Source organism: Marinobacter excellens LAMA 842 (assembly GCF_001574445.1).
Classification (GTDB): domain Bacteria; phylum Pseudomonadota; class Gammaproteobacteria; order Pseudomonadales; family Oleiphilaceae; genus Marinobacter; species Marinobacter shengliensis.
The window spans coordinates 274,083-286,195 of the sequence record NZ_LOCO01000003.1 but is presented as its reverse complement, the minus strand read 5'-3'; the positions used below and the strand labels follow the sequence as shown (position 1 = coordinate 286,195).

Genomic DNA, 12,113 nt, shown 5'->3' with positions numbered 1-12,113 from the left:
GATGGTTCGGCTTCAGAGCCAACCGTGAACCGCCGTGGTACGGAACCGTATGCCCGGTGGTGTGAGAGGACGGGGGAGGCAACTCCCCCTCCTACTCGATTGCTCCGACTCCGGTGATGAGAATTCCTCCTTTATGGCGCTTGTGAAACTCCAGACCCAGAATTTCCGAAACCTGGCGCCGGACCCTGTCGGTTTTTCACCTTCCTTTAATTTGTTGTATGGCGCTAATGGCAGCGGTAAGTCCAGTGCCCTGGAAGCGATTGCTTATCTGGGATTGGGGCGGTCCTTTCGGGTGAGTCGGCATCAGGCGGTGGTCAGCCATGGTCACAGCAAGTTAACGGTATTTGGCGCTCTGGACAGTGGGCTCAGCAATAATGAGGACCAAAGTGGTGCAGCGGAAGGCACCACCGGCATCGCCCATCGTCTGGGAATATCCCGGGATGTATCTGCCAAGGAAACAGCGCTAAGGGTGGATGGCGAAGCTGTACGTAGTTTGTCATCCCTGGCCATGCATCTGCCTGTGTCGGTGATTGATCCGGGGGTATTCGACATTGTGGCCGGTGGCCCCGGAAAACGTCGACAGTTTCTCGACTGGTTAGTGTTCCACGTGGAACCTTCCTTTTCGGTAATGTGGCAACAGTGCCAGAGAGTGACATCACAGCGGAATCAAACGCTCAGAAATGGTAGACTGGACGAATCGTTGCTCCGGGTCTGGGACAGTCAGTTCGGTGCCCTGGCGGAAACCCTGAGCGATGTCAGAGAGCAGGTTTTCAGGCAGTTCAAAGCGGCCTTCGATGCGGTGCTGCAGGAGCTGGATGCCAGCTGGACGGAAGGTCTCAAACTTGAGTTCTATCCGGGCTGGGATCGGTCCCGCTCGCTTGTGGACATATTGGCGAGCCACCGGGAGCAGGAACGCCGGATGGGGCACACGTTGTATGGCCCTAATCGTGCAGATATCCGTCTCAAGTTAGGTGGTCGGCCGGTTGCGGAAACCTTTTCCCGGGGGCAGCAGAAGACACTGGTTATTCTGATGAAGATTGCCCAGGGAAAGGTGTTGAGTGATCTTGGTAAGCAGGTGACTTTCCTGCTGGACGACATCAATGCCGAATTGGATGTGCGCCATCGGATCATGCTGGCGCATAAGCTCCAGGATTTGCGTTGTCAGGTGTTTATCACCTCTATCGAGCATCCGGAACCTGACGTGCTCTGGGGCGACCGTGATGCACCGGAATACAGAATGTTCCACGTGGAACATGGAAAATTGACGGAAGAATAGACTGGCATAGGCGGCGTGTACCGTTTTCCGCTGAACCTGGCCGGTATCACCTTCAGGAGTCTCATTAATGAGTGAATCGAACTACAATTCCTCCAGTATCAAGGTCCTGAAAGGACTGGATGCGGTGCGTAAGCGCCCGGGCATGTACATCGGTGATACCGATGACGGCACCGGCCTGCACCACATGGTCTTTGAGTTGGTGGATAACTCCATCGATGAGGCTCTGGCTGGCTACTGTTCCGAGATCGGGGTCATCATTCACCCTGACGAATCCGTCAGCGTAAAAGATAACGGCCGCGGTATTCCGGTGGATCTCCACGAAGAAGAGGGTGTCTCTGCCGCCGAAGTGATCATGACCGTCCTGCACGCAGGCGGTAAGTTTGATGACAACTCCTACAAGGTCTCCGGCGGTCTGCACGGTGTGGGTGTTTCGGTGGTTAACGCCCTGTCCTCTACCCTGACTCTGACCATCCGGCGTGAGGGCAAGGTCTATGAGCAGACCTACACCCATGGCGTGCCCAATGCACCGCTGGCAGAAGTGGGTGAAACAGAAGCGTCCGGCACCAAGGTGCACTTTATTCCCTCACCGGAAACCTTCACGCACATTGAGTTTCACTACGATATCCTGGCCAAGCGCCTGCGGGAACTGGCGTTCCTGAACAGCGGCGTGCGTATTCGCCTGACCGATGAACGCAGCGGCAAGGAAGAAGTGTTCGAGTATGAGGGTGGTTTGCGGGCCTTCGTAGAACACCTGAACACCAACAAGACGCCAATTAACCGGGTGTTCCATTTCACCCGTGATCGAGAAGACGGCATCTCGGTTGAAGTGGCGATGCAGTGGAATGACGCGTTCCAGGAGAACCTTTACTGCTTTACCAACAATATCCCTCAGCGGGATGGTGGTACGCACCTGGCGGGCTTCCGTGCCGCCCTGACCCGTTCCCTGAATAACTATATCGATCATGAAGGTCTGGGGAAAAAGGCCAAGGTAGCCACCACGGGTGACGATGCCCGTGAAGGCCTCACCGCCATCATCAGTGTGAAAGTACCCGACCCGAAATTCTCCTCTCAGACCAAAGACAAACTGGTCTCCTCTGAGGTGAAAACCGCCGTTGAGCAGGAGCTGTACCAGAGCTTTGCCGAGTACCTGCAGGAGCAGCCCAACGAGGCCAAGCTAATCGTCAACAAGATGGTCGAAGCAGCCCGGGCTCGGGAAGCCGCCCGAAAGGCTCGGGACATGACCCGCCGCAAAGGCGCCCTGGACATCGCAGGCCTGCCCGGCAAGCTGGCTGACTGCCAGGAAAAAGACCCCGCCCTGTCCGAACTGTTCATAGTGGAGGGTGATTCTGCGGGTGGCAGTGCCAAGCAGGGTCGTGATCGTAAAACCCAGGCCATCCTGCCCCTGAAAGGTAAGATCCTGAACGTGGAGAAAGCCCGTTTCGACAAGATGCTGTCGTCTGCGGAAGTGGGTACGCTGATTACCGCACTGGGTTGCGGCATCGGCCGGGAAGAGTTCAATCCGGACAAGCTACGCTACCATTCGATCATCATCATGACCGATGCGGACGTGGATGGTTCGCACATCCGTACCCTGCTGCTTACGTTCCTGTTCCGCCAGATGCGGGAAATCATCGAGCGCGGTCACGTGTTCATTGCCATGCCGCCCCTGTATAAGGTCAAGCGCGGCAAGCAGGAACAGTATCTGAAAGATGAGAAGGCGAAAGAAGCCTACCTCACCCAGACTGCCCTGGACGGCGCTCAGCTGTACGTGAACCCGGAGGCGCCCGCCATCAAGGATTCCGCCCTGGAAACCATGGTCAAGGACTACCAGGCGGTGATGGCGATGATCGAACGCCTGTCCCGGGCCTACCCCGCGAAGGTATTGCAGCAGATGGTGTACAACACCACCCTCAAGCCGGAGCAGCTGAAAGATGAGGCGGCGGTTGCCAAGTGGGTTGCACACCTGGGTGATGGCCTTGAACTGGATACCCGCACCGGCACCAAATACGTATTCTCGGTGACCCGCGACGAAGAGCGTGGCCTGTATCTGCCGATGGTTACCATCTATGTGCACGGTATTCCCCATGAGCACATCTTCAGCCATGACTTCTTCGAATCATCCTCCTACAAGGCGATTGCCCGCCTGGGTGAGACGCTGGAGGGGTTGATTGATGAAGGTGCCTACGTACAGCGTGGCGAGCGCAAGCAGGTGGTGTTGTCGTTTGAGGGTGCTCTGGACTGGTTGATGAAAGAGGCCCAGCGTGGTCTGAACATCCAGCGCTATAAGGGATTGGGTGAGATGAACCCGGAACAGCTGTGGGAAACCACCATGGACCCGGAAAGCCGCCGCATGATGAAGGTCACCATTGAAGACGCCATCGCTGCCGACCAGATCTTCACCACCCTGATGGGTGATGACGTGGAGCCGCGCCGGATCTTTATCCAGACCAATGCTCTGGAAGTGACCAATCTGGACGTGTAATCACACCGACAGACTGGCATAAAAAAACGGTGGCCCCGACAGGTGCCACCGTTTTTTTGTTATCAGCCGGGAATTTTTATTCCGATAGATTACTTCGAGGATTCCGCGCGTTTCTGTTCCTTCTCTTTCTCCTTCTCCACCAGGTGCTGAGCCATCACCTCTTCCAGCGTGTATCCGGTAAGCCGGCGAATGGTGCGCCACAGGTAGTAGAAAATCAGCATCATCATGATCATTGAAGGAATGGCGATCATCGGATAGCTCACCAGGGTCATCCGCCCCAACTCTTCATTGAACGCCTGAGTGCCCGAGGGGCTCACCACAATCCACTTGGCCAGTACATAGTTCATGATTGAAGAGAACAGGAAGGTACCGGCAAAGAAATAGCTGGCATTGAGCAGCCGCGCCTCGAACTGGTCAACACAGCCCTTCTCTTCCAGCGAGGCGTGGATCTTATCCACATCCAGAATGTTCGGGTTGTACAGCAGCGTTCGTACCAGTGGGTACTTGGTGCGGGTGGATATCAATACCGCAAGACCAATCACTGCAGGTACCGCCGCCTCCTTGATGGCCAGCCAGCCGGCGTCCAGCTCCAGTAGCCCGATGCCGCCGGTCAGGCCAACGCTGATCAGGCCCAGCAGGGCGATGAAGTTTTTCTTGCGGTAACGAATCAGTTCAAACAGCCCCCAGCCAAGGGGAAACGCCAGGCCAATGACCAGCGCGTTGACACTGCCGAGGTGTTCGTCACCACTGAACTTCATCAGAATAACAGAGGGAATGATGATACTGACCAGAAGGTCAATCCAGGGTCTGGGCTTGTGGTCGGGAATGGAAGAGTTGGTCTGGGACGTCATGGTTACCGCCTATCGATGAATCGACGGCAGGCGCCTGAAGAGGCACTGCCGGAAAGAGCTTCCGGCAGTATACGACGAATTGAAGGCCGAACGTAACCGGACTCAGAAGCTACCGGACGAGCTGATGGATGAGCCAGCCGCGCCGGTTTGCACCTGGTTATTGGCACCGCTTTGCCACACCAATTGAGCATCCGGGTCTGACTCGCTGCGTTTGATGCACTTCCACTCTACCTGCGTGTTCGCAGGCATGTCGAAGCTCCCGGACCAGGTTGGATAATTACCTGGATCCAGTTTCAGTGCATTCGCAGGTGACCAGTTACCCAGGCTGGCATGATTGCCGGTAACGTAGACACTTTGTCCCCAGTCCGTTGTGCCGTTGCTGCACTGGAAGGTGACACTGGCCTGTTCCCCGTCTGAACCGTTGCCGTTGTTTCCTTCATCGGAGCCGTCATCGCCATCACAGTCAGCGCTAACATGGAGGGCCGCCGCTTCCATCGGCGCCACCGACAGGCTCACCTGCCCACCCTGCACGGTGACGCAGCTACCGTCACCGGCTACGTTACGATAGTTGCCATCGGGCAGGCCGGTACTGAAGGTTCGAGCCAGGGTACCCCCTTCCCGGTTGATGGCCACAAAGCCCTTGTTGCCACGGCTGAAGGCGATCTGGTTATTACCGTTATCCCACCAATGGCTGACGCCGGAACCATCCGTCACGTTGCGGAAAGCCACCATGTTGGCAATCGAATCCCAACGGTGCTCACAAATCCAGGCGCTGCCACATTGTGGGCTACCATTCTGGTAAACCGCCTGGGCGGGTGGTCCCTGGTCGCCATCCGAGAAGCTGTAACTCGACATCACCTTCGGATACCCATAGGGCCAGGCCAGCATGAACACATTGGCGAGGTTATACAGGCCGCCATCCTTGTAGGTAACGATATTGCTGCCACCGGCGCCATGGCCCCGCTGGTTGTCGTGGTTGTCGGTAAACACCACTGCATCACCACCGGCCAGGAAACCCCAGCTCTCACCAAACCCGTTGAGATTGGCCAGGCGCTGATTCTTGAACACGTCACCTATAGCCGCGCTGTAGCGGAACTCGGTAACATCGGAAAGCCCGGTGTACTCGCCGGCACTCACCGCCTCCCCGCCCAGGTCTATCACTTCCTGGAATACATACAGTGGATTGTTCACCCGGTTCAGGATGCCACTGATATCCGAGGGCGACATATGCTTGGCGGCGTCGATTCGGATACCTTTAACCCCAAGCGCTGTCAGCTGGTTCAGATACCCGGCAATGGTGTTCTGAACGTAATTGTCTGAGGTATTGAGATCGGGCAGCCCCACCAACTGGCAATTCCGAACCCGCCAGGCATCGGTGCCGTAATCTTCCGGATTGATACCGCAGGGTGTATGAAAATCATTGCTACTGTAGATAGGATAACTGAGGGAGGTTGAGCTGTACGCTGAACCCGCCGTGCCGGTACCACTGCCATTGGCCATATGGTTGATGACCGCATCGGCGTACACATCCACGCCGGCGGCGTTACAACGCTGGACCATGTCAGCAAATGCGCTGGCGTCGCCACTGCGGCTGTTCAGCTGATAACTTACCGGCTGATAGCGGGTCCACCAGGCACTGCCCTGGATATGCTCCTGGGGCGGCGATACCTGAACCGCACTGAACCCTTTGGGGCCCAGGAAGTTTTCGCATTCCTGGGCGACGTCGCTCCATTTCCATTCAAACAGATGCACAAAGGCACCGGCCTCGGCTTGTTGGGTTGGCAATGTCAGTGCCAGTCCGAGCGCGGCACCGGTTGCCAATCGGGAGAGTGAGATCATTGCATGCTCCTGTGTTGTCATTGTTGTGGTGCATTTGGGATCAGCCTCGGTTGTCGGTTTTTTGTTCAAGCGGGCTGATATTCACAACATGCAATGATCAATGATTAGCCAACACATCCTCAGAGCAGATAAAAGGGGCGTAGAGCTTAGGAGGGTATATTTTTTGGTCACATTGAATGATGTGAAGAGCGTGGGTGGGGGAAGCCCTTCTGAAACTGTGCAAGGCCCGTTGTGAGGTAGTGCTCTCCAAAACACGCTCCTTGCGGCACATCCATGTGGCGCTTGGGCTCCGCCATCCATGGCTCCGCACAGTTTTGGAGAGCACTACCTCACAACGGCCCGGTCATTGTGCAGGTATCAATAAGAGTGATCTTCAGAGTGGCATAAAAAAGCCGGGCAAAAGCCCGGCTCTCTGGAACTGAAAGAAAGCGCCCTGATCAGGCGCCCACCTCCTTCAGGCATTCCTCAACAATGTTCAGGCCCTCTTCCAGCACCTCATCTTCGATGGTGACAGGCATCAGGAACCGCAGAGTGTTGCCGTACATACCGCAGCTGAGCAGTATCAGGCCCTTCTCCTTGGCTTTCTTGGTTATTGCCGCTACCAGCTCCGGCATGGGCTTGCGGGATTCCTTGCTTTCCACCAGCTCAAACGCGGCCATCGGCCCCATGTTGCGGGCATTATCCACGTGAGTGAACTGCTCCTGCCACTGGTCGAACCGGGCCCTCAGCTTGTCGCCCAGGCGCTGACTTTTGCCGAGGATATCTTCCTCTTCGATGACATCAAACACCGCCAGAGCTGCTGCACAGGCAGTGGGGCTACCGGTATAGGTGCCGCCGAGGGAATTCGGGCCAGAGGAGTCCATCACTTTGTCGGTGCCGACAATGGCAGAGATCGGCATGCCATCAGCCATGGATTTGGCCATGGTCATGATGTCCGGCTCAACGCCGCTGTGTTCGATGGCGAACAGTTTGCCGGTGCGGCCAAAGCCACTTTGCACTTCGTCGACAATCAGCAGAATGTCATTGTCATCGCAGATTTTGCGCAGGGCTTTCAGGAAACTGGTCGGGGCGGGATAAAAACCACCCTCGCCCAGAACCGGCTCCAGTACGATGGCGGCAGTTTCGTGGGCCGGGGAATCGGCTTTCATGGTCATTGCCAGGCCACGCAGGGCGTCTTCCTCGGTGATACCGTGGTAAGGCACCGGGTAAGGCGCGCGGTACACCAGGCCGGGCATGGGGCCGAATGAGGTCTGGTAAGGGGCAGCCTTACCGTTCATGGCCATGGTGAAGAAGGTACGGCCGTGGTAGCCGCCATCGAAGCAGATCACGTTGTTCTTGCCGGTGGCTGCACGGGCAATCTTGACCGCGTTTTCCAGCGCCTCGGCCCCGGAGTTGGCCAGCATTACTTTGCCGTGGCCTTTGACGGGTACGGCTTCACTCAGTTTTTGCGCCAGTTTCACGTAGCCCTCATAGGGCATCACCGTCTGGCAGGTGTGCATCAGCTTGTCGAGCTGGGCTTTAACAGCCTCGACCACTTTCGGGTGCCGATGGCCGATGTTCAACACGCCGATACCGCCAGCGAAGTCGATCATGCGCTTGCCGTCTGCGTCCCAGACTTCTGCGTTCAGGGCGTGATCTGCAAATTGATCATTGGGGCTTGCCGCGCCCGCAGCGACGTATCGCTCTTTGAGTGCCTGCAATTCTTTATTGCTCACTTTGCTGTTCTCCCTGGTTCAGGATTGAGAAATTCTCTTAACAGTGTAGGGAGTACGCACTCAACACACAAACCGACCATTGTCCGTGTCTGCGGCTTCGTCTCGGAACTGCAGGCTGGCCAGGCGCCGGTACAGTTCGTTATCGCGCATCAGTTCATCGTGGCTGCCGACCGCCAGCAGCCGACCCTGTTCCAGTACGGCGATGCGGTCAGCGTCTCTGACGGTGGCCAGCCGGTGGGCAATCACCAGTGTGGTACGCCCAGCGGTGAGCGCCGGCATGGCTTGCTGGATCAGATGCTCGCTCTGGGCATCCAGGGCACTGGTGGCTTCATCCAGCAACAGAATCGGGGCGTCCGCCAGCAGCGCACGGGCGATGGCCAGGCGCTGCTTCTGCCCGCCTGACAGCCCCAGCCCGGCATCGCCCAACGGCGTGTCGTAGCCCTGTGGCAGTGCCTGGATAAACTCGTCGGCATGGGCAATCCTCGCTGCCTGCTCCACCTCGGATTGCTCAGCGCCGGGGCGGGCATAGCGAATGTTGTCCGCGACGGTGCCGTGGAACAACGCCGGGTTCTGGGGCACCAGGGCAAAGCAGCGTCTTAGCGCTTCCAAAGACAGCTCGGCGGTGTCTAACCCGTCGATCAGAATTCGCCCGGAGTCCGGTTGGTAGAAATGCAGCAACAGGTCAAAAAGGGTGGACTTGCCGGCACCGGAAGGACCAACCAGGGCCAGGGTTTCCCCGGGGCGAATATGCAGCGACAGATCCGAGATCGCCGGCTGGGCCTGTCGGCCAGGATAACTGAAGCCCAGATGCTCGATGGTGATCTCGCCGGTGACCGGGCCGGCAAAAGACCGGTTCTCCCCTTCCCGAACAAACGCCGGCTCGGTCTGCAGCAGCTCAAACAGACGGGCCGCAGACCCGGCTGCCCGTTGCAGTTCACCAATCACCTCACTGATAGCCCCCGCCGCAACGCCAACCAGCAGGCTGTAGAATACGAATGCCGCCAGTTCACCGGGGCTTATCCGGCCGTGAATCACATCCAGCCCGCCAATCCAGATCACAATGCCGACCGCCCCCATCACCAGGGAAATCGCCAGAGTAGTCAGCCACGCCCGCTGCCGGATGCGCTCGCGGGCAATGTCGAACGCCTTCTCGGACACCTCCGAGAAAAACCGCCGGTCGTGGGGCTGGTGATTGAAGGCCTGAACGGTTTTGATCTGGGAAAGGTTCTCCCCCACGTAACTGCCTACATCCGCCACCCGATCCTGGCTCAGCCGCGACAACTGCCGAACCCGGCGGCCGAAGAACAGGATCGGCGCAATCACCAGGGGGAACCCCAGCAGAATGATGGCCGCCAGCTTGGCGTTGGTGACAAACAGCAAAATCAGCCCGCCGATAAGCATCAGCGTATTGCGCAGGGCAATGGACACCGTGGAGCCGATCACTGATTGCAGCACCGTGGTGTCGGCGGTAAACCGGGACTGGATTTCCAACGCCCGGTTCTGCTCGAAAAAGCCAGGGTGCAGATCAATCAGGTGGTTGAACACCTTCTTGCGAATATCCGCCACCACCCGTTCGCCAATCCAGGACACCAGGTAGAATCGGGCAAACGAACCAAAGGCCAGGCCGAGCACCAGAACAAAAAACAGACCAATGGCCTTGGCCAGGTTTTCCGGTGATTGCGTGGCGAGGCCCTGATCGACCAGAATGCGCAGGCCCTGGCCCAGACCCAGGGTTATGCCGGCAGTGATAACCAGTGCCAGCAGTGCCCCGGCCACGGCGCGGCGGTAGGGGCTGATAAACTCTATGACGAGTTTCAGGGCCTTACGGTGACGAGTGTTAATAATGTGCCTCCAAGGTGTTAGCTGCTGTAGACTCCAGCTTCAATACGGTTTGTTCTCCTGACAAGACCTATCATACAGCTACGTAAGAGCGCGCGGGTGGGTGGGCCTGCCAGGACCGTCAAAAGCCAGGGATGGCTTTTGCCGAGCGTACATGGATGTATTTACAGCGTGTCCTGGCAGGCCCACCCACCCGTGCGTTCGACTTCTCCGAAACCGAAGGAAGACAGAGTGCGCGCCTACGCCGACAACGACTACCCTGCCGATCATAAGCCCGACTGGTCGATCATTTCTGGTCTGTGGCCTTACCTTCTGGAATTCAGGGGTCGGGTCGCGCTGGCTGTGGCGATGTTGGTACTGGCCAAGCTGGCCACCGTCGCCACGCCGGTCGCCCTGAAATACATCGTCGATTATCTGGACCAGAATCGCGGCGCCGACATGCTGCTGTGGATTCCGGTTGTGCTGGTCGTGGCCTACGGTAGCCTGCGCTTTGGTGCCACCCTGTTCAGCGAACTGCGGGATGCCGTGTTTGCCCGGGTGGCGGAAAGGGCCATGCGGCGGGTGTCTTTGCGAGTGTTTGAACACCTGCATCAGCGCGAGCTGGGTTTTCACCTGGACCGAAAAACCGGTGGCCTGGCCCGTGACATTGAACGGGGTACCAACGGCATCAGCTTCCTGCTGCGCTTTACCCTGTTCAACATTGTGCCCACCATCCTGGAAATCCTGCTAGTAGCGGCCATCTTGCTGGTGGTGTTCAATGTGGGTTACGTGCTGGCCATTCTGGTGGCGGTGGTGGTGTATGTGGTGTTCTCCATCAAAATCACCGAGTGGCGAACCAAGTTCGTGCGGGAAGCCAACGCAAGGGACAACCAGTCCAACTCCCGGGCCATCGACAGCCTCCTGAACTATGAAACCGTCAAATACTTCAACAACGAACGCTACGAAGCCAAGCTGTACGACCAGGACCTGGACGAGTGGGAAAAGGCCCGGCTGAAGAACCGATTGTCTCTGGCCACCCTGAACGCCGGTCAGGCGCTGATCATCGGCGTGGCATTAATTGTCATCATGGCCATGGCGGTGGGCGAAGTGGCAAGTGGCGAGATTACCCTGGGCGATTTCACCATGATCAACGCCTACCTGATCCAGCTGTTCATCCCCCTGAACGCATTGGGCTTCGTTTACCGGGAAATCCGCCAGGCCCTGGTGAACGTGGAGCGCCTGTTCAAACTGCTGGGCGATCAACCAGCCATCCAGGATGCCCCGGATGCCAAGCCCCTGACTGTGGATAACGGCGAGGTACGGTTCGAGCACATCCATTTCGCCTACCGGCCAGACCGCCCCATTCTGCAGGATGTGAACTTCACCATTCCCGCCGGCCATACCGTGGCAGTGGTCGGCGCCAGCGGTGCAGGCAAGTCTACCCTCGCCCGCTTGCTGTTCCGGTTCTATGAGGTGGATAACGGTTCCATACGGATTGATGGTCAGGACATCCGTGAGGTCACCCAGGACTCCTTACGCTCCGCTATCGGGGTGGTTCCCCAAGACACCGTATTGTTCAATGACACGCTTTACCGAAACCTGGCCTACGGCCGCCCCGAAGCGACCGAGGAAGAAGTACACCGGGCCGCGCGCATGGCCCACCTGGAAGACTTTATCCACAGCCTTCCGGAAGGTTACGAAACTAAAGTGGGCGAGCGGGGGTTGAAGTTGTCCGGTGGCGAAAAACAGCGGGTTGCGATTGCCCGGGTGATTCTGAAGAACCCGCCGTTATTGATTCTGGACGAAGCCACGTCGTCGCTGGATTCGTTATCCGAGCAGGCGATACTTGGAGCCTTGAAAGAAGTCAGTCAGCAGAGAACCACCTTGGTGATTGCCCATCGCCTCTCTACTATTCGAGATGCTAATACCATCTTGGTGATGGATGGCGGCCGGATTGTGGAAAGCGGAAGTCATAATGAGCTGTTGGCTGCAGGTGGGCACTATGCGCATCTTTGGGAGCAGCAACATCGCAGTGGCGAACAGTAAGGGGGAAGGCCCTTCCAAAACACGCTGTGAATACGTCCGTGTACGCTCTGCTCCGCCATCCATGGCTCCGCAAGGTTTTGGAAGGG

The 12,113-nt window shown here is 57.6% G+C and carries 7 protein-coding genes; 3 read left to right on the top strand and 4 right to left on the bottom strand.

Annotated features, from left to right (window positions below; translation table 11 throughout):
* The first annotated feature begins 133 nt into the window (after positions 1-133).
* Positions 134-1,276, top strand: a complete 1,143-nt coding sequence (gene recF, locus J122_RS04870; RefSeq protein ID WP_061331421.1) for a DNA replication/repair protein RecF — start codon at positions 134-136, stop codon at positions 1,274-1,276.
* A 67-nt stretch (positions 1,277-1,343) separates the two neighbouring features.
* On the top strand, positions 1,344-3,758 hold the full coding sequence (gene gyrB / locus J122_RS04865; RefSeq protein WP_061331420.1) for a DNA topoisomerase (ATP-hydrolyzing) subunit B: 2,415 nt from the start codon (positions 1,344-1,346) through the stop codon (positions 3,756-3,758).
* Positions 3,759-3,847: 89 nt separating this feature from the next.
* Here gyrB and J122_RS04860 read toward each other — a convergent pair whose 3' ends face one another.
* From J122_RS04860 to J122_RS04845, 4 genes are all read right to left on the bottom strand, one after another.
* A complete protein-coding gene (locus J122_RS04860; protein ID WP_061331419.1) occupies positions 3,848-4,609 on the bottom strand; it encodes a VC0807 family protein in 762 nt (253 codons plus the stop codon).
* 102 nt (positions 4,610-4,711) lie between these two features.
* Entirely contained in the window at positions 4,712-6,448 is a 1,737-nt protein-coding gene (locus J122_RS04855) for a carbohydrate-binding module family 20 domain-containing protein (RefSeq protein WP_082780518.1), read from the bottom strand.
* Between the two features lie 437 nt (positions 6,449-6,885).
* Positions 6,886-8,163: an aspartate aminotransferase family protein gene (locus J122_RS04850; protein WP_061331418.1), complete on the bottom strand. Its 1,278-nt coding sequence runs from the start codon at positions 8,161-8,163 to the stop codon at positions 6,886-6,888.
* A gap of 60 nt (positions 8,164-8,223) precedes the next feature.
* Positions 8,224-9,981, bottom strand: a complete 1,758-nt coding sequence (locus J122_RS04845; RefSeq protein WP_061331417.1) for an ABC transporter transmembrane domain-containing protein — start codon at positions 9,979-9,981, stop codon at positions 8,224-8,226.
* A 252-nt stretch (positions 9,982-10,233) separates the two neighbouring features.
* Here J122_RS04845 and J122_RS04840 point away from each other — a divergent pair, with 252 nt between their 5' ends.
* On the top strand, positions 10,234-12,027 hold the full coding sequence (locus J122_RS04840; protein WP_061331416.1) for an ABCB family ABC transporter ATP-binding protein/permease: 1,794 nt from the start codon (positions 10,234-10,236) through the stop codon (positions 12,025-12,027).
* Positions 12,028-12,113: the final 86 nt, after the last annotated feature.